Here is a 21,099-nt window from a genome sequence, read left to right on the forward strand (position 1 = left end):
TAATATTCCTTTCTGATTTAATCTCTTAAAATGTTTCGATGAGGTTCAGCATTTTCATGGTTGCTTTAATAGCTGCCTCTGACTGGTCAACATCCAACCCACGGGTTTTAAACTCCCTGTTGTTATATGACCATAGAATAGTGGTTTCAACAAGTGCATCAGTTCTACCTCCGGGAGGAATAGATACCGAGTAATCCATTAATACGGGATGTTCCTTTTTAAGCCTTTTATAAATTTTCCACACTGTTTTCATAAAAGCATCATACTGACCATCTCCGGCACTGTTATCTTCGTAAGTTTTATCGTAAATCCTGATTTTTACATTGGCGATTGGCTTCAAACCATATGTCAGAGACAGAGAATAATTCAGCACCTCAATATTACTTTCATGTTCACCACTTTCCAGAACGTCAGCAATAATATAAGGCAGATCCTCTTTTGTTACCCGTTCCTTTTTGTCTCCCAGTTCAATTATCCTCTGAGTCACCCTCTTCTGCGAATCCAGATCCAGATCAATCCCCAACTCCTGAAGATTTTTCTGAATACTTGCTTTACCTGATGTCTTCCCAAGCGCGTAAGAACGTGTTCTGCCAAACCGTTCAGGTAAAAGATCGTTATAATAAAGATTATCCTTATTATCACCATCCGCATGAATTCCGGCACATTGGGTGAACACAAATTCACCAATAAGCGGCTTATTGGCAGGTATCCGAATCCCGGAGAATGTCTCAACCATTTTACTCACCTTGGTGATTCTGGACTCGTCCAGGTTGGTCTCTACTTTTAACTGATCATGTAATACCCCAATTAAACTCGATAACGAAACATTACCTGCCCGTTCTCCCATTCCGTTTACGGTTCCATGCAAACCACTCACCCCGGCTTTTACAGCACTAAAAGCATTGGCTGCTGCCAGATCGTAATCGTTATGCCCATGAAAATCGAAATGTAAATCAGGATAACGCTCAATCATGTTGCTGCAATACCCGTAGGTCTGATCCGGATTCAGAATTCCCAAAGTATCCGGCAACATGAACCTTTCAATGGGTTCATCTTTTAATCCAGCCACTAGCTGAAAAACGTACTCCGGTGAATTTACCATACCGTTTGACCAGTCTTCCAGATAAAGGTTAACCTGTATTCCCTGAGATACGGCATAAGCAATTGTATCCTTAATATCGGCAATATGCTGTTCAGGTGTTTTTCGCAATTGCTGGGTTACGTGCCGTAATGACCCCTTGGCAAGCAAATTCAGCACCTTACCACCGGCATCACGAATCCAGTCCACCGAAATTTTACCATCAATAAACCCCAAAACCTCTATTGAATTTAAAAACCCATGCTCTGAGGCCCAGCCGGTAATTCGTTTAACAGCGTTAAATTCCCCTTCTGAAACCTTTGCCGAAGCTACCTCCAGACGATCAACCCTGACCTCCTCAAGCAGTATCCTTGCAATGGTTATTTTTTCATTTTGTGAAAACGATACGCCTGAGGTCTGTTCTCCATCCCTCAGGGTAGTATCCATAATTTCAACCTGCTGTTTCATGTTTTATTTGTTTGCCCGATTAATATGAAGATCAATAAAAACTTGATACTTCCCAGGTCTTTATTTTATCCATATTGCTGAGCAGATAGTCAATGTCATCATAACCGTTCAGCAAACAGTTCTTTTTATATCCGTTTATTTCAAAGGCTTCGCTTTCCCCGGTTGCATCAATGGTAATAGTCTGATCCGGAAGGTTAACAGTAAGAGAAGCTTTGGGATCCATATCTACAGCTTCAAAAATTTTACTTAAAAACCCTTCACTTACCTGAACAGGAAGAACTCCGTTATTTAATGCATTATTTTTAAAGATATCTGCAAAGAAACTTGAAACCACAACTTTAAATCCGTATCCGGCAATTGCCCAGGCAGCATGTTCACGACTGGAACCACTACCAAAGTTTTTTCCACCAACAAGAATCTGCCCTGAATAAGTAGGATCATTCAACACAAAATCCGGTTTTGGTTGGTCGTTGCTGTCATAGCGCCAATCCCTGAAAAGATTGTCACCAAATCCGTCGCGGGTTGTAGCTTTCAGAAAGCGGGCCGGTATAATCTGATCGGTGTCCACGTTTTCAATCGGCAAAGGCACACACGATGATTTTACAACATTTATTTTTTCTATAGCCATTTTAATAATTTTTTCTTGTGAAATAATCAGAGATAATGAATGCTTGTTTCATTAATCCATTAATTCTCTCGGATCTGTAATTACACCTGTAACTGCTGCTGCAGCTGCTGTAAGCACACTCGCCAGCATTGTGCGGGCACCTGGTCCCTGACGTCCCTCAAAGTTTCTGTTTGATGTAGATACAGAATATTTTCCGGCAGGGATCTTATCATCGTTCATGGCAAGACAAGCCGAACAACCTGGTTGTCGCATTAAGAATCCTGCTTTTTCAATGATTTCGATCAAACCTTCTTCCTGAGCCTGCTTTTCTACCTGACGACTACCAGGCACAATCCATGCAACTACGCCCGGTGCTTTTTTCTTACCGTCAACAAATGCAGCAAATGCACGAAGATCTTCAATACGACCATTTGTACATGATCCCACAAAGACATAATCAACCTTCTTACCTTTCATGTTTTCGCCGGGCTTATAGCCCATATAATCCAAAGATTTCAGGTAAGTTTTCTGTCCGGACTTATCAACTGTTTCAAGCGTGGGAATTGAACCTGAGATACCAACTCCCATTCCAGGATTAGTACCATACGTGATCATTGGTTCAATATCTTCAGCTTTGAAATTATATTCTTTATCGAATACCGCATCATCATCAGATTTCAGCGTTTTCCAGTAAGCCAATGATTTCTCCCACTCTTCACCTTTAGGACCAAATGGTCTGCCCTTCAAATACTCAAAAGTAGTTTCATCCGGCGCAATTAAACCGCCGCGTGCTCCCATCTCAATACTCATATTACATACAGTCATACGTGCCTCCATAGTCAGGCTGCGGAATGCGCTTCCGGCAAATTCAACAAAATAACCTGTAGCACCACCTGTTGATATCTGTGAAATAATATAGAGAATAATATCTTTCGACGTTACTCCCTTTGAGAGTTTACCTTCCACATTAATACGCATTCTTTTGGGTCTTGGCTGCAGAATGCACTGACTTGCCAGAACCATTTCAACCTCGCTGGTTCCAATTCCAAATGCAATTGTTCCAAAGGCTCCGTGAGTAGAGGTATGACTGTCACCACATACAATTGTCATACCGGGTAAAGTGTAACCATTTTCAGGTCCTACCACATGTACAATACCGTTACGATCATTTCCAAGACCATAAAGTGTAATTCCAAAATCATTACAGTTTTTTGTGAGTGTTTCCACCTGATATCTTGAAATCGGATCCTTAATTGGTTTATCCTGATCCCAGGTTGGTACGTTATGGTCCGGCGTTGCAATAGTTTTCTCCGGTCGTAAAACCTTCAGACCTCTCTCCCTTAAACCATTGAATGCCTGTGGGCTGGTAACTTCATGTGCAAAATGACGATCGATATACAACTGAGTCGGTCCGTTTTCGACCTCTGTCACAACATGAGCATCCCAAATTTTATCAAAAAGTGTCTTTCCCATTTTTATATTAAATTATTTCTTCCTTATTAATTAAATTTATTCAACGCATCGATATATGCTTCAACAGATGCTGTAACAATATCAGTATTAGCACCGAAACCATAATAAATTTTGTTGTTATATTTCAGCTGCATATGAACCTTTCCAATATCATCACTTCCTCTTGTTATTGCCTGAATCAGGAACTCTTCGAGAAGCGCATTTTTCTTAACGATCTCTTTTACAGCTTTTATTGCAGCATCAACCGGACCATTGCCAGGTTCAGTAGATGAATATATTTTACCTTCAATATTCAGCCTAACCGTAGCCATTGGAATTGTGGTTTTACCACTTACCACCTGCAGAAAATCAAGCTTAATATTTTTCTGCCCCTGAGCTTTCTCACCCATCAGAATAGACAGATCCTCATCTGTAATATTTTTCTTTTTATCTGCCAGATTCAAAAACTCCTGATATACTTTATCCAGTTCCTCCTGTACCATGGTATAACCAAGTACTTCAAGTCTGTGCTTTAATGCCGCACGTCCTGAACGCGCTGTAAGAACTATAGAAGATTCGTTGATCCCAACTTCAACCGGATCAATAATTTCATAATTCTCACGATGTTTCAAAACACCATCCTGATGAATTCCTGAAGAGTGCGCAAAAGCATTCCGCCCTACAATAGCCTTATTCGGCTGAACCGGCATATTCATTAAAGAGGAAACCATACGGCTGGTCTGGAATATTTTCTTGGTATCTATTTCAGTTTTTAAACCAAGATCGTGACTTTTCAACGTCATAACGACTTCCTCAAGAGAAGTATTACCAGCACGCTCTCCGATTCCGTTAATAGTTACCTCCACCTGACGTGCACCATTCATCACACCACTGACTGTGTTAGCTGTTGCCATACCTAAATCGTTGTGGCAATGTGTTGAAATTATTGCTTGTTCAATATTTGACACATTATCAAACAAAAACTTAATCTTCTCACCAAACTGAACGGGCAGACAATATCCGGTAGTATCTGGAATATTAACCACTGTAGCACCGGCAGCAATTACAGCTTCAACTACCTTTGCAAGATAAACATTGTCTGAACGACCTGCATCCTCTGCATAAAACTCAACATCTTCGACAAATTTCTTAGCATACTTTACCGCTTCAACAGCACGTTCTAAAATTTCATCTTCGTTAGAATTAAGTTTATACTTAATATGATAAGGTGACGTTCCGATTCCCGTATGAATCCTTCCCTTTTTAGCATATTTAAGTGCATCGGCAGCAACCTCTATATCCTTCTTTACTGCACGGGTTAAAGCACAAATTGTAGGATTTTTTACGGCTTTGGAAATCTCCACAACAGATTGAAAATCGCCAGGACTGGAAACCGGAAATCCCGCTTCAATAACATCGACTCCAAGTTCTTCAAGTGCTTTGGCCACTTGAATTTTCTCAATCGTGTTCAACTGACAACCAGGAACCTGTTCACCGTCTCTCAACGTTGTGTCAAAAATATAAACTCTGTTATTATCCATGATTTGTTATTTGTTTCTTAATTTGAAAATTGTTAATAATTCACTTTTGAAATAACTTATTCCACACCCCACAAGGGGAGTCGTAAATTATTACCGAACTCACCAAACCGGAATATCTGCTTAATGAATATTAATTCTGTTTTTAACTGTTTTGTCCTCATCATAATATCAATAGGGTCAAGACCTCCCATTTAATACAAACCTCTTAAACAATCGAAAAGGCCATCCTGTTGAGAATGGCCCTATATTATACAACATACATTATCCACCATTCTCAACTCTTAAATCCAAGAATTAGAATATCAAGTAGAAGGCTGATAATGGTTATTGTTTGTTTCATTGTTTACATTTAAATTTTGCGTTGCAAATATACGGATTGTAATAAAAAGACCAAATATTTTTAATAATTTATATCAATAAATATTGTTTTGATTATAAATTATAACATTAACACGCTTCAATTGTTTAAAGATTACTGCTTTGCAATAAAAAAATGTAATCAACCTGTTTACTAACAAACCCTACTACAAGAGCCATTATGGCACTGAGCAATGTAAATGATAAAACGGTATATTTAAACCGATATCCAAATATTTTTATATCTTGATATTTTTTATGATTTTTGTTTTCTGACTTTCACAATTTTCAAAGGATGGAAGAATCACTTAGGCAACTGGATAGTGTAGTTTTAAACTTTAATGCCAAATCCGTTGATATCATGAATATTGCGTTGGCATTAATCATGTTTGGCGTTGCACTGGGAATTAAGTTTAAGGATTTTAAAGAATTATTTTATACTCCCAAACAGGTTATTACCGGTGTAATTGCACAGTTCATAGCACTTCCGGCATTTACATTTGTGCTGGTTGTAATTCTAAAACCAACCCCTACAGTTGCGCTTGGCATGATCCTCGTTGCAGCATGTCCGGGAGGAAATATTTCAAATTTCATTTCAGCTTTGGCCAAGGGAAATACTGCTTTATCGGTAACACTTACAGCCATCGCGACATTGGCCGCCATATTTATGACCCCGTTAAATTTCTCGTTTTGGGGAAGTATGTATATTGATTATTACAGCAAAATAGCTGCAGAGGGACTTCTGAGACCGATTGAGATTGACATTTTCCAGATATTTAAAACAGTCTTTATACTATTGGGAATTCCCCTTATACTAGGGCTCATTTTTGCACATTATCTTCCCAAAATGACCCAAAAGATTAAATCACCACTCCGTATTATCAGTATTATCATTTTCCTGGGATTCGTTGCCGGCGCCTTATTTGCAAATTTCGATCATTTTCAGAATTACATTCACCTTATATTCCTTATTGTCCTTATCCATAACGGACTGGCGCTACTAACAGGATTCAGCATTGCTACAATTGCAAAAGTTAACCGACCAAGCAGGCGTGCCATAACTATAGAAACAGGCATTCAGAATTCAGGATTAGCACTGGCCCTGATTTTCAACCCAAAGATCTTCCCTCCGGAACTTCAACTGGGAGGTATGGCAATGATTGCTGCCTGGTGGGGAATCTGGCACATTATTTCAGGATTAACTATCGCTTTCTTTTTATCCAGAAAAGATATACGGAATGAACCGTCACAATGGACTCCGTCCTTTCTGTATGTATTCAAATCCAAAAGGAAATGATCCATCAAACCTCTAAACTTTACGCTCTTTTTAAACGGTATGTAAAATTTACGCATCGACTTTTCTACAAAAAGATTTATGTATCGGGTCTGGAAAACATTCCTGTTGGTGATCCTGTAATCTTCGGGCCTAATCACCAAAATGCACTAATGGATCCTTTGGCAGTACTTTTAACTACTCCACTTCAACCTGTATTTCTTGCCCGAGCAGATATTTTTAAAAGCTCAATTAACAGGCCAGTCCTTCGGTTTTTGAAAATTTTGCCGGTCTACAGAGTCCGCGATGGAATAAAATCACTTAGAAATAATGACTCAACATTTAATGAATCCATCGGCGTACTGGAGGCAAAAAAACAGCTCGCATTATTCCCGGAAGCAAGACATCACGGACAGAATTTTCTTTTACCTTTAAAAAAAGGGATCCCCAGAATTGCCCTTATGGCAGAAGAAAAACATAACTTCAATCTCAATCTTAAAATCGTTCCGGTTGGCATACACTATAGCAATTATTTTGGGTTCAAGGCCGATATTTGGGTAAACTATGGGAAACCAATTATGGTAGATGAGCTGAAAACATCATATGGAGAAAATCCTCAGCAGACACATATCATTTTACGGGATAAAATTGCAGAAGGGATAAAACCACTCATACTAAACATTGAAGACACCGAACGTTATAGCGAAACCGAATTATTACTAAACCTGGAAGAAACGGTTCAGAACAAAAAACACACCCGGGATTACCTTAGGTCTGCCCAAACCTTTATCAGAAACCTTACGGATTTAAATTCAGAAAAAAAAGACTCACTTTTAAGCGAGGCACATTCGTTACTGGAAAAGCTTAGAAGTTTATCCCTTTGCCCTTCAGATCTGTCTGTTTCTAATAAGCCAAAGTTTCTCACATATTTAGAACTTATTTTAGGATTACCTCTCTGCATTGCGGGCTATCTACCTACAAAGTTATTCACAGTACCGCCGTGGTTTTTATACCGCAACCTTAAGGACCGGCAGTTTGAAAGCTCTTACAAATACATGTTTATGCTTTTAGGTGCACCTGTATCATATGCATTATTCGCATTCGTTATTTCTCCTTTAATCCTTTCATCAGATATCCGGATTTCGATCCTCGTTTTTTTTGCTTTATTTTTCATTGGATCATATACATTAAGGTACCTGAACCTATTAAAAGTAACGTGGAGATATTTTCTTATTTCCCGAAAGATAACCGTTTTAAAAGAAGACATTAACAACCTGAAATCCCAGTTAAAAATTTCTTTATCGGAACGGCAAGAATAATTTTGAAATGTTAATTTAAAAATTGAACTTTGTAATATACACAACCCTTGAATTACAATGACCAAACTTGAATTAATTAAAGATTTTCTGGCTAAAGATTCGCCTATTGCAGTTGCAGGCGTTTCCAGAAATCCCAAGAAATTTGGGAGACAGGTTTTCGATAAGCTTTTAATCCTGAATTATCAGCTTTTCCCAATCAATAAATTCTGTAATAAAATAGGAAACATCAATTGCTATCCCGATGTAGATGCCTTACCTTCAGGCATTGACAAACTTTTAATTCTTACGCCAAAAGAATTTACCGATGAGATAGTTGAAAGAGCACATAAAAAAGGCATCAAAAAAATATGGGTACAGCAAATGTGCGACACCGACAATACGTTAAAACTTGCAGATAAGCTTGGATTAAAGTTGATTGTAAATGAATGTATTTTTATGTTTGCTGAGCCCAAAGGGATTCACAGAATTCATAAAACCTTCAAAATGATATTCGGCACATTGCCCAAATAATCATTTATCACCTTCGTCTTTTATTAGATCTTTTCCAAAGGCAGGATTTGGTTTAATTTCTTTTATTTCGCCACCAAGAGAAGTTTTGAAATTCTTTTCTGTGGGATCACCCTTAACGTTAATCGTACTTCCCACACTGGCTTTGGCCTCAATTGAATCGGAGGAAAATACATTAACTGTTGACCCGGAATTACTTTTAACCATTACATTACCCGTTTTAAGTTCAAACGCATCTATTTTACCTCCCAGATTAGCTGATGCATCAAACTTCCTGGCCTTTCCATAAACTTCTATAGTTGAAGCGCCACTGGTAACCGCAACAACCTCATCAGCCTCTGATTCAGCCTTAATTACACCACCTGTTATAGTATACAACTTAACCTTTTCACCCCACAACGGACGAACAGTTTCTATATATGCCCCTGTATTGGCTTCTACATACTTAACCTGCTTGTATGACACCTCTACCATTACTGTAACATCCTGAAGCAACTTAGCTTTCATCCTCACCTTCAATGTCATATCTTCAACTTCTGTAATAACATCTTCCAAAGCAGCACCTTTCACTTTAACATGTGCCTGTTCCATGTCGTCATAAATAAGTTTTACATTGATGCCGTGAGCAGCAATAACCCGGTTAAAAGGATCCAGGTTTCTTGTTTCTTCCAAAGTTTCCTGAGCATTGACTGCAGACACAAAAAAAATTAAAAAAAGCAGAGACAAAAACGATTTCATATTTTTAAATTTAATAACAACAAAACTACAAAGAATAAGACAGATTAACACATAAAAATACCCGGTCACAAAAAACGTGCCGGGCATTTAATATCCTGTAATAACATCAAATAATCAGCATTGCATCACCGTAAGTTCCAAAACGGTATTTCTCCTTTACGGCCATGCTATAGGCATCCATTACCTGCTCGTAACCTCCGAATGCAGCCACCATCATCAACAAAGTGGAATACGGCATATGAAAATTTGATACCATTGAATTAGCTACACTAAAATCGTATGGAGGGAAAATAAATTTATTCGTCCAGCCCTCATAGGGTTTCAGAAATCCATCTGTACTTACCGAACTCTCCAGAGTTCGCATTACGGTTGTTCCGACTGCACAAACATTCTTTTTAAGCTTTTTAGTCTCGTTAACCTTATCCGCTACTTCATCAGTTATAATTATTTGTTCTGAATCCATTTTGTGTTTTGTCAAATCCTCAACATCAATTTCCCTGAAATTTCCTAAGCCCGCATGCAAGGTAACAAATCCAAACTCAGTACCTTTAATTTCAAAACGTTTCAGCAACTCTCTGCTAAAATGCAAACCCGCTGTTGGAGCAACCACAGCTCCTTCATGTTTGGCAAATATAGTCTGATATCTTTCCTCATCATCCGGCTCAACATCTCTTTTAAGTATGTGTTTTGGAATTGGCATCTCACCTAAACCAAAAAGTTTTTCCTTAAATTCATCATAAGGACCATCATACAAAAACCTCAAAGTTCTTCCCCGTGAAGTAGTATTATCAATCACCTCAGCGACCAGGCTGTCATCATCACCAAAATATAACTTATTACCAATTCTTATTTTTCTGGCAGGATCCACCAAAACATCCCACAATCTGTTCTCCCGATTCAATTCACGTAACAAAAACACCTCGATTTTAGCACCGGTCTTTTCTTTATTACCATATAATCTGGCAGGGAAAACCTTTGTATCGTTAAATATCAACAGATCCTTATCATCAAAATAATTAATGATCTCCTTAAAAACTTTGTGCTCTATCTTACCGGTTGTTTTGTCCAGAACCAGCAAGCGGGATTCGTCACGATTATAAGCTGGATGTAATGCAATAAGTTCGGTTGGCAATTTGTACTTAAACTTAGAAAGTTTCATATTCTCCTATTCAATTTTTAATACTACTCACATATAAACAACAGGTGCTTTATACGTAAAGTTTTTATATATGTTCCAAATTTTCTGTATTTTTTTCAAACTCTTCCAAAGAAAGGGCGTCAGCTATGGTATAATCACCTACACGCGTGCGCTGTAAACCAATCAAGTGACCGCCGGAATTCAGCTCCCTGCCAATATCCCGGGCTAAAGCCCTGATATATGTCCCTTTACTGCAAACAATACGAATGGTAAGCACGGGCAACTCAAATTTCAGAATTTCAATTTCATCGATCACAAGAATTTTGGGTCGCATTTCCACTTCCTCACCCTTTCGGGCATATTTATAAGCCCGTTTTCCGTTAATTTTTACAGCTGAATATTCCGGTGGAATCTGTTGAATTTCTCCCTTGAATTTTTCCAGTGCCTGTTCTACTAATTCTTTTGTTATATGTTCGAAAGGATATGTTCGATCAATTTTTGTTTCCAGATCAAAAGATGGCGTGGTCTCACCGAGTTTAATGGTGGCTATGTATTCTTTAACTCCCGCCTGATAAAATTCGATTTGTTTGGTGGCTTTCCCGGTACAAACCAACATTACTCCGGTTGCCAAAGGATCCAAAGTCCCGGCATGACCAACTTTAAGTTTTTTTACTCCCAATTTATTTTGTAACCTGATCCTGATTTTCTTTACAAGATCAAAGGAAGTCCATCCCAAAGGCTTATCAAGGATTATTACTTCACCTTCAATATAGTTCATCAAACGATACTTAACTGATATCCTGACGCCAGCAAGATCAATATGACCACACCAACAATAATCCGATAATAACCAAATGCCTTAAACCCATTTTTGGTTAAAAATGAAATAAACGATTTTATGGCAAGCATGGCTACAATAAAAGCAATTACATTACCAAATATCAGAATTCCAATATTATCGACAGTAATGGATTTATAATTTTCCAGCAATTTGTATCCTGAGGCAGCAAACATGGTGGGAACAGCTAAAAAGAAAGAGAATTCAGCAGCATTTTTCTTTGTAAGTTTTTGCGTCATACCTCCTATAATTGTTGATGCCGATCTGGATACACCCGGAATCATAGCTATTACCTGAAAGAAACCAATTATTAATGATTTTTTATACGTTACTTCCTGATTCTTTTCTTCATCATTATGTTTGAACCAGGAATCAACAAATACAAGAATAATACCTCCCAGCACAAGTGAAACAGCGACAACAACTACATTTTCGAGCAACTCATCAATAACATCACTGAATAACAACCCAAAAACAGCAGCCGGCAAAAATGCCACGAATAATTTATAGTAAAATTTCAGGCTCTGAAAAAACTTTTTCCAGTACAGAACAACGACACTCAGTATTGCGCCAAACTGTATATTTACGATGAAGGCCCGTACAAATTCCGAATTCTCAATACCCAAAATATTCTGAGTAATAATCATATGCCCGGTTGATGAAACAGGAAGAAATTCTGTTAGCCCTTCAACAATTGCAATAATCAACGCTTCTATCCAACTCATGTAATATTTCTCCTACTATTCCACGTCCCGTTTTGGGCGTTTCATAATGGCATAGATTTCAAAAATAAATCCGCCAATGATTAAAATCGGTGCCAATGTAATTCTTCTGAAACTGTATAATTCTTCTCCGTTAAATACATTTGGGTCAGTACTTCCTCCTCCTGACATTAATATATACCCCAATATGATTACCGCCAAACCAATCAGCATCAACACATAATTATGTTTTGATAATGGAAGATTTCCTTTTGAATTAATTTCTGAATTTTTCACTCCCTTGTATTTTAAATTTAAAAATAGAGTTCATCCGAACGTAATCTCAAATATTTATTTAACGCAAAATATGCCGACATCTGAGAAATTATTATACCAATTAACAATACCAAACTATATACCATTGCAATTAAATCAAGATCCTTCAGGCTAATAATTGCACTCAACTCATTCTGAATAGAATAAATAGCAGCTGTCAGTAACAAAATAGCTAATACTGCAGCAATTAAACCATCTAAAATTATCCGGTTCACAAATGGCCTCCGAATGAAAGATCTGGTTGCTCCAACCAACTGCATGGTATTAATTAAAAAGCGTTGTGAATAAATGGCCAGACGAATAGTATTATTTATTAATGCAACACTAACAATGAATAACAGCAAACAGAATAACAGCAAAACTACTGTTATTTTCCGTACATTTTCATTCACAAGACTTACAAGATCCTTCTGATAAATAACTTCCTTAATTTGCGGATATGCTTTGAATTCATTTTCTATTATAGTAAGGCTGTCCGGATTGGCATATTCAGCTTTTAATTTGACCTCGATTGAAGCTAATAGAGGATTATATCCTAAAAACTCAATAAAATCCTCTCCCAACTCTGCCTGCAATTCTTCGGCAGCCTTTTCTTTATCAATGTACTGAGTAGATTTTACATATTCCGTGGCATCAAGATATTTTTGTATCCGGTGAACATCCACGTCCTTTGCATCATCCTTAAGTATGATAGAAAATCCTATATTTTCACGCACATAATCAGAAATCTGATCTCCACTGAAAATCAGTATTCCCATTATGCCAATCAAAAAGAGAACCAAAGTAATACTGATGGTAACGGTAAAATGCGAATTTACCACACCAACTCTTTTCCTTCTGATTCTTTTTTTTGTCATACTCTTCTTTAAAGGCTCAAAAATACGAAATTAATTCTTTTTGAAAAGTTCTTTTCCGATTGCACCCAAAAGCAATAAAATCAATAATAAAGACGAAGCAAGCGATACTTTATTGCCTACGGAATAAGACTTTGGTTCAAATTTAAATTCAATAACATGCTCTCCTGCATGAACCGGTAATGCCCTAAGCACATAATCTGCATTTATGTGATCAACAGGCTGACCATCAACAAAAGCATCCCATCCCTTCGGATAATAAATTTCAGAAAATACTGCCAACTGATCCGTTTTGCTAGTGGACTTGTATTTCAGGTAATTTGCCCTGTATTCTTCCAACGTAATTGTGGCCGTTGTATCCTTCACAAAATCGTATCCTCCTAACGCATCAGAATACGTTTCATTAACTACAGCTTCCTGATCAGGTCTGATATTCTTCATGGACTGAATTTCGGCATCGGCATCCGGGACCATATCAATCTTTGTCACAAACCATGCATGACCATATGCATATTTATTATATGCCGGTGCTGACTGCGGACTAAGAATAACATACTTCGTATTTAGCATATTAAGTATTGGTGTATGTTTAAACACATCCAACTGTTCTGTTCTGATATTTTTTGCAATGTACTGTAAATCATTATACATCCGATGTTCAATCAATTCCTGATAACGCCTCATTTTTGCAGCATCGTAACCACCAATAGAGAAATGATAATTGGAAGTGGATGCATCATTAAATGTTGAAACGGATAAATTAAGCACCTTAAAATCAGGATCCTTGTCTTTTAAAATTGCCTTATCTGCATATGTCTGCTCGTAACCAACTCCTGGCTTATAACGCACCAGATCTTTATTGCTCAAATAGCGTTGATCAACAAACCATAAATCGGCTACAACAAGAACTGCAAACAATGCCAGGAAATATTCCATCTTCAACTTTTCATTCATCCATGCCCATATACCAATAAATGCAATTGCAATAAATATGAAAGCACGAAATGCATCAGACCGTAAAGCATGAACACGTCCGCTACGTAACAACTCTACTAAACTGGCCGGCAGTTTATCATCATAAATCCCCGTATAATTTCCTGCAATTGATGGAATTATAGCAAAAACAAGCGCCAGACCACCTGTCAAGCCAAAACTCCAGTACATAGCCTTATTCAACTTTTGTTTATCATATTCTCCTTTTATCAAAGCATTAATTCCAAGCAAAGCCATCAATGGCATAGTAAACTGAGCGATGACCATTAACATTGTTGCGTCGCGAAACTTATCATACATTGGAAGATAGTCAATAAATAAATGCGACAAAAACGGGAAGTACTTCCCCCATGAAAGCATTATTGACAATGCTGTTGCCACCAACAACCACCATTTATATTTTCCTTTGACAAGAAATAACCCAAGAATAAAAAGGAAACATATAACTGCACCATGATACATTGGTCCATCAGTCGATGGCTTTCCTCCCCAATAGAAAAAAGCACCAATCTGACGTTCTGCATCGTGCTGTGCCTCTTTAGCTGATGTTCCCGACTGCATGATTTGTTGCTTCAGACCCGGTAAAACCTTTTTAGTAAATTCAGATTCCGGCTTATAATCCGCTGATCCGCCCCCCCTGAAATCAGGGATCATCAAAGCAAAAGTTTCAGCAATACTATTACTCCATGAAAGAATATAATCTTTATCCAATCCTCCTGTAGCGACAGACTCATCCTTGGTCAATTCTGATTTACCACGGGTAGAATATTTTAAATACTCATATTGCGTATACAGCCTTGAAAAATTACTCCCAAATGCCAACAATACAACTACCAACAACAAACCTACATTCTTCAGAAATGATGCATAAGTTTTATTTTTTATGGTTTCAACCAATTCAAAAATGCCATAAATCAGAACAATAATTCCGGTATAATATGTCATTTGAGGGTGACCCGATAATATCATCAACGATAAAAATATTCCTGCCATTGCAGCCCCCAAAATCCTTTTCCCCCTAAATGTGAGAATGAACCCAGCTACAAAACCTCCCATATAAGCATATGTATGCACTTTACTCATATGCCCTGCCTGTAAAAGCACAAATGTATTTGTAGTAAATCCAAAGGCGAGTGCACCAATCATACTCAGCCAGGGGTTTACACCAAATGAAATAAGAAGAATATAAAATGATATCATCGCAATAATCAGATAGCTGGAGGGTCTTTTCCCAAATTCTATTATTCTCTTAACAAACCGGGTAAGATTTGCTTTATATCTGGTGGAAATAAAATATGTTGGCATTCCTGAGAATACTGCATTTGTCCAGAGCGGTTCTTCTCCGTGCTCCTTCCTGAACTTTTCAATTTCACTTGCTTTAGCCGTAGCAACCTTGGTATCATGTCCCATTAATGACTTACCTTCAAGTAATCCAGGGAAATAAGCATATGAGATAAACACAAAAATTATTACCGGAAGACCGTAATTCAGGATTTTCTTAATTAGTGAATTATTCATTTTCAAATATTTGAATTAAGGATAAGTCTTTTTATTAGTGATGATAAGACTGGATATCTGGTTCGTTGCCAAAATTAAATTAATAATGAGACAAATACATATATCACAAAGCAAAACATTAAATTTTTACCTTAAAAAATCTAAAAAACGCTACAATTTAAGAATTTCGTTTGCAATCTGTTGAGATGCATCACCATTACCATAAAGCTGATGCGTAAATTTCTGTTCCTTTTGCATCATCTCTTCTGTTGATCTCAGTATACGCGTTGTATCAGCTCCTGCCAAACAATTATATCCATTTTGTACAAGCTCCACCCATTCTGTTTCATCGCGCATAGTAACGCAGTATTTTCTGAAAAAGAAGGCTTCTTTCTGAAGACCTCCACTATCGGTCAATATGATTTCTGAATTTTTAATAAGTTCCAGCATATCAAAATACCCAACCGGTTCAATGACTTTAAACTTGTAATCCAGCTGCCTCTGCGCCATTATTTTTTTTGTTCTGGGATGGAGCGGAACAATTACTTCATTTTTTTCTGTCAAGGCATTCAAGGCTTCAACTATCGAAGTCAGCCTTTGCTCATTATCCGTATTCTCTTGCCTGTGAATTGTAGCAAGCAAATATGCTCTACTATTCAGAGCTAAATTATCCAGAATTTGTGATTTTTCTGCAGCTTTAGCACTGTAGAACAATGCGGCATCATACATTACATCACCCGTTCTGATTATTTTTGATCCAAAATTAGAGAAACCCTCTTCGCTCAGATTATTTACGGCGCTATCAGTCGGACAAAATAAAAGGTCGGAAATACGATCAGTTAAAATCCGGTTAATTTCCTCTGGCATAGCCATATTAAATGAACGCAGACCTGCTTCAACATGAGCGACTTTAATTCCCAGTTTTTTCGCTGCTAGCGCACCCGCTATAGTAGAATTTGTATCCCCGTAAACCATTAAAGCATCCGGCTTTTCTTTAAGCAGTATTTCTTCTATGCCCTCCAGCATTCTTCCGGTCATTGCACCATGTGTTAATGAACTGATACCAAGGTTATAGTCAGGATGTGGTATTTCCATTTCTTCAAAAAAAACTTCAGACATATTCTGATCGAAGTGTTGGCCGGTATGTATTATTACTTCTGACATATCTGCCTGACTTATGGCTCGGCTTACAGCTGCAGCCTTTACAAACTGCGGTCTGGCTCCAACAACCGTAATTATTTTCTTATTCATAATACTGATTCAAAGAGTTCAACCATTTTTTTTGTTAATTCAGATCGCTCATAAATTCTTATATTTTCACTTTTACAGGTTAGACTTTTATTCTTAAATGCCTTATAAAATGTGATTAAGTTTTTCTTCATTCCTTCCTGATCATCAAAATCGCTGATAGTTCCGGCACCCGTCTCATTTAAAATATGAGCTAAATCACCATCTACCGGCCCAATGGCAAAAATTGGCCGCCCGGAGGCCAAATATTCAAAAAACTTCCCTGTTAAAATCCCCTTTGCATTCGGAGTATTGTTCAAAGGCAAATAAAGAACAGCTGCCTTTTGTTCAGCAGCAATCACCTCATTGTGGGGAATATAACTTATGAAGTTCACATGCTTACTTAATCCGTATTTTCTAATATCCAGGGTAACACTAACATCATTTTTCCCTACAAGCATGAGCTCAAAATCTTCGCTGAAACCATCCACATTTTCAATACAATATTCCAGAGATGCCCAGAAAAACGAATGGTTTCTGTCAGCATTTATACTACCTACATGTACGATTGAAAACTTTTCGGGATATTTCACATGTTTTGTTGTAATATCTGCTTTATCATACCCATTGGTTATTACTTCGATTTTCCGGCTATAATGCCTTTGCAATCCCTTTGCCCAGTTTCTTCCAACAATAACAACCTCATCTGCATTTTTTAAAACTTTCAACTGAAGTTTATGATGCATCCTGTCAGCCCATCCTGACAATCTTAATTTATCGTAAAAATCAATATCGGTCCATGGGTCTCTGAAATCTGCAATCCATGGAATCTTTGTTCTTTTAGACACTTTTTCCGCTATGATATGCATGCTATGTGGAGGACCTGTTGATACAATAACATCAACCTTTTGTTCCTTTAACATTTTAACAAGGAATTTCACAGATGGCCTGATCCAAAATCGTTTTGCATCAGGAATAAAAAGATTACCTCTTATCCACAATGATACTTTCTCTGCAAATGAATTTCCTGTTTCTTCCTTTAAAAATCCTGCATTGATTTTTGAATTCTTGGATCTCCCTGTTAATTTTTTATAGATCTCGAATGGCTCCCAGATTTTTAGTTTAACAACCTCCACTTCATCAGGCACTTCATCAAGTAAAGATCTATCTTCCGCGGGAGCTTCAGGATTTTCAGGGGTAAAAACAACCGGGATCCAACCATTTTCAGGTAAATACCTGGTAAATTTCAGCCAGCGCTGAACACCGGCACCACCAGATGGTGGCCAGTAATATGTGATGATTAATACTTTTTTCATTTGTCAGGTACAAATAAAACAATAAATAATATTACTGTAAACAAATACAGATGACAATTACTTATGAAAATATTATCTTTGGACCATCCAACTAAAAAGGTTATTCTTATATTATTTAATTATCATACCATTTGAACTATGAACATCCTCTTTATTACACAATTATTTCCTGAAAAGACAGAAGGATGTTATACGAGTAATGCGTTAAGAGAATTTGTAGAAGAATGGGGTAGAATTGGACACAAAGTTCAGGTAGTTAGACCTCATTTCAAATATGAAGTTGATCCATTCCCTACTGAGCCCAATTTTGCAATTGGCAATAATATAAACGTAGAGTTTATAAAACCGCTCCGGATACCATTGATTAAATTTTCATTCTATAGCCAAAACAGAATTTTACAACATCTCATGTTTCAGCCGGATATTATAATTTGTCACCTTTACAATTCTTACTTCACATTTCCCAACTTGGCTTCGAAATTAAGTGTTCCACTTGTAATAGGGATACATATGTCTGACATTAAATTATCAAAGAACAAATTTTTTAAGTGGCGGCAAAAAAGAATTTTCAAAAAAGCGTCTGGACTTGCATGCAGATCTCATGGGTATAAAAAAAAATTTGACTCCAGTTTTCCTGAATTCAGAAAACTATCCTTTCTGGCTCTGTCAGGCATCCCTGAAAATTTTATAAAATCCGCCGCCCACAATACTAATTTGATAATCCCTGAAACAACTACTAACTTGGTAACAGTCTCGTCACTTATTAAACGCAAACAAATTGACAAGGTAATAATGGCTCTTAATAAACTGAAGGAGGTAAACTGGCATTACACAATCATAGGTGAGGGACCTGAACTTAACAATCTCAAGCAGCAGATAATATCATACAATCTTACAGACCGAATAACCTTCACAGGCAAGATACCCAGAAAATCTGTCCTTGATTATCTTATTAAAAGTAATATATTTATTTTACCAAGTTACGATGAAACACTGGGACTGGTTTACCTTGAAGCAATGGCACTTGGGAATATAACAATTGGAAGTATAGATGAAGGAATAGATGGGATCATTGAACATGGTAAAAACGGATACCTGTGTGATGCGACAAGTGATTTAAGTATTTATGAAAGTTTAAATCATGCTTTATCTTTACCCCCGGATGAATACAATTCGATTATAATATCCGCGAAAAAAACCATTTCTGAGTATTCAATTTCAGAACAGTCAAAACGCTACCTAAATAATTTAAAAAGGATATTAGAAGATGATAGTAATCAGGCTTAGAAGTGGACTAGGAAATCAAATGTTTCAATATGCTTTTTTTAAACAAATGCAGTTTTGGCATGGTGAAGCAAATGTAAAACTTGACATCGATACTTATCATTGGAAGGCACACAATGGTCTTGAAATTGATACGGTTTTCAATTTAGATTTAAATCCATATAAAATTTCATCTAACATATCCCTGAAATTAGCGGATGTTGGTTATAGTTTAAAAGATAGAATTGCTCGCAGAATAAGAGGGACCAGACATAAATCATATAAGTTCTGGAAAGACATGAATTATAATGACTACAAAAACATTAATACAGATTTATATCTGGAAGGCTACTGGAACGAAGAGAAATATTTTTTTGATGTTAAAGAAGATATAAAAAAAGCCTTTAAATTCCCAATTGATAAAAATGAACCGGATTTACTAAATGAAATCAGGAATTGCAACTCCGTTAGCTTACATGTCCGGAGAGGTGACTATATCAATTACCCTGATAATTTCCCAATGTGTACACCAAAATACTATGTTAACGCACTTGCGTACTTAAAATCCAAAATTAATCAGAATTTAAATGTATACGTTTTTTCTGATGAAATTGAATGGTGCAAAACTAATTTGGGCATGATCGAAAATATTACTTTTGTAAACAATAAAACAGCTCATCATGATATGATGATGATGAGTTTTTGTAAGCATAATATTATAGCAAACAGTACTTTTTCATGGTGGGCAGCATGGTTGAATAAAAATCCAAATAAAATAGTTATATATCCGAATGAATGCGACAGAACATATGGTTCTATGCCAAAGCATTGGATTAAATTGTAAATTAAAAAATATGATTAAGGATCTCATTAAAAGAAACATTCCTGATGAATGGAGGTACAGAATTGTTGAATTCAAATACAACAATTTTCCAGAGAAAATTATAAAAAAATGGGAGCAGGAAGGAAGGCCAATACCACCTCACCCTGTGGTTAAACAAAAAACAATTAAAGAATACCAAAGAAAATATAAATATAGTATTCTTGTTGAAACCGGGACTTATCTAGGTTATATGGTATCAGCTCAAAAAAGAAATTTTAATAAAATTTATTCTGTAGAGATAAGTGAGAACCTCTACAAAAGGGCCTATAGGAAATTTAAAAAATATAGTCATATAAATCTAATTTTAGGAGATAGTGGTGAAAAAATGAAAGATATTATTTCTGAGATTAATGAGCCTGCTATATTTTGGTTAGATGGTCATTATTCAGCTGGTATAACTTCAAAAGGAGAACTTAATTGTCCAATATGGAAAGAACTTGATGCCATTTTCGCCAAAGACCTACCTCATATATTTTTAATAGATGATGCAAGAGATTTTACCGGTAAAAACGACTACCCAACAATTCAGGAGATATCTGAATACTTTAAAAAGAAAAATCCTGAGTACAACATAAAGGTTGACAATGACATTATAAGGGTTACCCTGTAGAACCGAGTTAAAATTATTTGCATTTGGTTAAATATAATACATGCTTTTACGAATATAATCAGGGATATCCACGAGTAAAAGTTAAAAGAATAGAGCAGATTGG

General features: G+C 36.8%; 19 protein-coding genes. 6 read left to right on the top strand and 13 right to left on the bottom strand.

All coding sequences use genetic code 11. The features are described 5' to 3' along the window. Nucleotides 1-25: 25 nt before the first annotated feature. Genes ACE1ET_RS16735 through ACE1ET_RS16750 form a run of 4 tightly spaced genes read right to left on the bottom strand, consistent with a single transcriptional unit; the run spans nucleotide 26 to nucleotide 5,146 of the window. Nucleotides 26-1,546: an alpha-isopropylmalate synthase regulatory domain-containing protein gene (locus ACE1ET_RS16735; protein WP_375729572.1), complete on the bottom strand. Its 1,521-nt coding sequence runs from the start codon at nucleotides 1,544-1,546 to the stop codon at nucleotides 26-28. A 31-nt stretch (nucleotides 1,547-1,577) separates the two neighbouring features. Next, nucleotides 1,578-2,174, bottom strand: a complete 597-nt coding sequence (gene leuD, locus ACE1ET_RS16740; protein WP_375729573.1) for a 3-isopropylmalate dehydratase small subunit — start codon at nucleotides 2,172-2,174, stop codon at nucleotides 1,578-1,580. A 51-nt stretch (nucleotides 2,175-2,225) separates the two neighbouring features. Continuing rightward, nucleotides 2,226-3,626: a 3-isopropylmalate dehydratase large subunit gene (gene leuC / locus ACE1ET_RS16745; protein WP_375729574.1), complete on the bottom strand. Its 1,401-nt coding sequence runs from the start codon at nucleotides 3,624-3,626 to the stop codon at nucleotides 2,226-2,228. 26 nt (nucleotides 3,627-3,652) lie between these two features. Beyond that, entirely contained in the window at nucleotides 3,653-5,146 is a 1,494-nt protein-coding gene (locus ACE1ET_RS16750; RefSeq protein WP_375729575.1) for a 2-isopropylmalate synthase, read from the bottom strand. 652 nt (nucleotides 5,147-5,798) lie between these two features. On the opposite strand from ACE1ET_RS16750, the gene ACE1ET_RS16755 reads away from it, so the two are divergent. The 3 genes from ACE1ET_RS16755 to ACE1ET_RS16765 are packed head-to-tail and all read left to right on the top strand — an operon-like array spanning nucleotide 5,799 to nucleotide 8,605. Then, complete coding sequence (locus tag ACE1ET_RS16755; RefSeq protein WP_375729576.1) at nucleotides 5,799-6,800, top strand: bile acid:sodium symporter family protein; 1,002 nt, start codon at nucleotides 5,799-5,801, stop codon at nucleotides 6,798-6,800. After that, nucleotides 6,797-8,095, top strand: coding sequence for a 1-acyl-sn-glycerol-3-phosphate acyltransferase (locus ACE1ET_RS16760; RefSeq protein ID WP_375729577.1), 1,299 nt, complete (start codon nucleotides 6,797-6,799; stop codon nucleotides 8,093-8,095). The genes ACE1ET_RS16755 and ACE1ET_RS16760 overlap by 4 nt, the downstream gene beginning before the upstream one ends. A gap of 57 nt (nucleotides 8,096-8,152) precedes the next feature. Continuing rightward, complete coding sequence (locus ACE1ET_RS16765; protein WP_375729578.1) at nucleotides 8,153-8,605, top strand: CoA-binding protein; 453 nt, start codon at nucleotides 8,153-8,155, stop codon at nucleotides 8,603-8,605. On the opposite strand, the gene ACE1ET_RS16770 is transcribed toward ACE1ET_RS16765, so the two are convergent. The 9 genes from ACE1ET_RS16770 to ACE1ET_RS16810 all read right to left on the bottom strand — a co-directional run bounded on the left by ACE1ET_RS16770 (nucleotide 8,606) and on the right by ACE1ET_RS16810 (nucleotide 18,240). Then, nucleotides 8,606-9,340, bottom strand: coding sequence for a head GIN domain-containing protein (locus tag ACE1ET_RS16770; RefSeq protein WP_375729579.1), 735 nt, complete (start codon nucleotides 9,338-9,340; stop codon nucleotides 8,606-8,608). It lies immediately after the preceding gene. 106 nt (nucleotides 9,341-9,446) lie between these two features. Further along, a complete protein-coding gene (gene queA, locus ACE1ET_RS16775; RefSeq protein WP_375729580.1) occupies nucleotides 9,447-10,499 on the bottom strand; it encodes a tRNA preQ1(34) S-adenosylmethionine ribosyltransferase-isomerase QueA in 1,053 nt (350 codons plus the stop codon). A 64-nt stretch (nucleotides 10,500-10,563) separates the two neighbouring features. Then, nucleotides 10,564-11,256 (bottom strand): tRNA pseudouridine(55) synthase TruB, encoded by a 693-nt coding sequence (truB, locus tag ACE1ET_RS16780; protein WP_375729581.1) that lies wholly within the window; start codon nucleotides 11,254-11,256, stop codon nucleotides 10,564-10,566. Continuing rightward, nucleotides 11,256-12,041: an undecaprenyl-diphosphate phosphatase gene (locus tag ACE1ET_RS16785; protein WP_375729582.1), complete on the bottom strand. Its 786-nt coding sequence runs from the start codon at nucleotides 12,039-12,041 to the stop codon at nucleotides 11,256-11,258. The genes truB and ACE1ET_RS16785 overlap by 1 nt, the downstream gene beginning before the upstream one ends. 15 nt (nucleotides 12,042-12,056) lie before the next feature. After that, nucleotides 12,057-12,314, bottom strand: a complete 258-nt coding sequence (locus ACE1ET_RS16790) for a DUF3098 domain-containing protein (protein ID WP_375729583.1) — start codon at nucleotides 12,312-12,314, stop codon at nucleotides 12,057-12,059. A gap of 17 nt (nucleotides 12,315-12,331) precedes the next feature. Beyond that, nucleotides 12,332-13,210 carry a cell division protein FtsX gene (locus tag ACE1ET_RS16795; protein WP_375729584.1) on the bottom strand — a complete coding sequence of 293 codons (879 nt, stop codon included), beginning with the start codon at nucleotides 13,208-13,210 and terminating at the stop codon, nucleotides 12,332-12,334. A gap of 30 nt (nucleotides 13,211-13,240) precedes the next feature. Beyond that, nucleotides 13,241-15,718 (bottom strand): YfhO family protein, encoded by a 2,478-nt coding sequence (locus ACE1ET_RS16800; RefSeq protein WP_375729585.1) that lies wholly within the window; start codon nucleotides 15,716-15,718, stop codon nucleotides 13,241-13,243. A gap of 150 nt (nucleotides 15,719-15,868) precedes the next feature. Beyond that, nucleotides 15,869-16,948: a non-hydrolyzing UDP-N-acetylglucosamine 2-epimerase gene (wecB, locus tag ACE1ET_RS16805; RefSeq protein ID WP_375729586.1), complete on the bottom strand. Its 1,080-nt coding sequence runs from the start codon at nucleotides 16,946-16,948 to the stop codon at nucleotides 15,869-15,871. Then, nucleotides 16,945-18,240 (bottom strand): glycosyltransferase family 4 protein, encoded by a 1,296-nt coding sequence (locus tag ACE1ET_RS16810; protein WP_375729587.1) that lies wholly within the window; start codon nucleotides 18,238-18,240, stop codon nucleotides 16,945-16,947. The genes wecB and ACE1ET_RS16810 overlap by 4 nt, the downstream gene beginning before the upstream one ends. Before the next feature lie 138 nt (nucleotides 18,241-18,378). Between ACE1ET_RS16810 and ACE1ET_RS16815 the strand changes: the two genes are divergently transcribed. From ACE1ET_RS16815 to ACE1ET_RS16825, 3 genes are read left to right on the top strand one after another with little or no spacing between them, the layout of a single operon-like run. Beyond that, on the top strand, nucleotides 18,379-19,527 hold the full coding sequence (locus ACE1ET_RS16815) for a glycosyltransferase (protein WP_375729588.1): 1,149 nt from the start codon (nucleotides 18,379-18,381) through the stop codon (nucleotides 19,525-19,527). Continuing rightward, nucleotides 19,508-20,347 (top strand): alpha-1,2-fucosyltransferase, encoded by an 840-nt coding sequence (locus ACE1ET_RS16820; protein ID WP_375729589.1) that lies wholly within the window; start codon nucleotides 19,508-19,510, stop codon nucleotides 20,345-20,347. Before ACE1ET_RS16815 ends, ACE1ET_RS16820 begins: the two co-directional genes overlap by 20 nt. Before the next feature lie 10 nt (nucleotides 20,348-20,357). Beyond that, nucleotides 20,358-20,996: an O-methyltransferase gene (locus ACE1ET_RS16825; RefSeq protein ID WP_375729590.1), complete on the top strand. Its 639-nt coding sequence runs from the start codon at nucleotides 20,358-20,360 to the stop codon at nucleotides 20,994-20,996. Nucleotides 20,997-21,099 lie beyond the last annotated feature (103 nt).

It is taken from the genome of Quyinboa mangrovi, from assembly GCF_042219825.1.
Lineage (GTDB): Bacteria > Bacteroidota > Bacteroidia > Bacteroidales > UBA5342 > JBHJHP01.

Bases quoted from the DNA above. Each gene is read 5' to 3' on its own strand.
- leuC (WP_375729574.1), bottom strand. From the start codon at position 3,626: ATGGGAAAGACACTTTTTGATAAAATTTGGGATGCTCATGTTGTGACA.
- ACE1ET_RS16760 (WP_375729577.1), top strand. From the start codon at position 6,797: ATGATCCATCAAACCTCTAAACTTTACGCTCTTTTTAAACGGTATGTA.
- queA (WP_375729580.1), bottom strand. From the start codon at position 10,499: ATGAAACTTTCTAAGTTTAAGTACAAATTGCCAACCGAACTTATTGCA.
- ACE1ET_RS16770 (WP_375729579.1), bottom strand. From the start codon at position 9,340: ATGAAATCGTTTTTGTCTCTGCTTTTTTTAATTTTTTTTGTGTCTGCA.
- ACE1ET_RS16755 (WP_375729576.1), top strand. From the start codon at position 5,799: ATGGAAGAATCACTTAGGCAACTGGATAGTGTAGTTTTAAACTTTAAT.
- ACE1ET_RS16785 (WP_375729582.1), bottom strand. From the start codon at position 12,041: ATGAGTTGGATAGAAGCGTTGATTATTGCAATTGTTGAAGGGCTAACA.
- ACE1ET_RS16800 (WP_375729585.1), bottom strand. From the start codon at position 15,718: ATGAATAATTCACTAATTAAGAAAATCCTGAATTACGGTCTTCCGGTA.
- ACE1ET_RS16810 (WP_375729587.1), bottom strand. From the start codon at position 18,240: ATGAAAAAAGTATTAATCATCACATATTACTGGCCACCATCTGGTGGT.
- ACE1ET_RS16815 (WP_375729588.1), top strand. From the start codon at position 18,379: ATGAACATCCTCTTTATTACACAATTATTTCCTGAAAAGACAGAAGGA.
- ACE1ET_RS16825 (WP_375729590.1), top strand. From the start codon at position 20,358: ATGATTAAGGATCTCATTAAAAGAAACATTCCTGATGAATGGAGGTAC.
- truB (WP_375729581.1), bottom strand. From the start codon at position 11,256: ATGAACTATATTGAAGGTGAAGTAATAATCCTTGATAAGCCTTTGGGA.
- ACE1ET_RS16795 (WP_375729584.1), bottom strand. From the start codon at position 13,210: ATGACAAAAAAAAGAATCAGAAGGAAAAGAGTTGGTGTGGTAAATTCG.
- wecB (WP_375729586.1), bottom strand. From the start codon at position 16,948: ATGAATAAGAAAATAATTACGGTTGTTGGAGCCAGACCGCAGTTTGTA.
- ACE1ET_RS16735 (WP_375729572.1), bottom strand. From the start codon at position 1,546: ATGAAACAGCAGGTTGAAATTATGGATACTACCCTGAGGGATGGAGAA.
- ACE1ET_RS16750 (WP_375729575.1), bottom strand. From the start codon at position 5,146: ATGGATAATAACAGAGTTTATATTTTTGACACAACGTTGAGAGACGGT.
- leuD (WP_375729573.1), bottom strand. From the start codon at position 2,174: ATGGCTATAGAAAAAATAAATGTTGTAAAATCATCGTGTGTGCCTTTG.
- ACE1ET_RS16765 (WP_375729578.1), top strand. From the start codon at position 8,153: ATGACCAAACTTGAATTAATTAAAGATTTTCTGGCTAAAGATTCGCCT.
- ACE1ET_RS16820 (WP_375729589.1), top strand. From the start codon at position 19,508: ATGATAGTAATCAGGCTTAGAAGTGGACTAGGAAATCAAATGTTTCAA.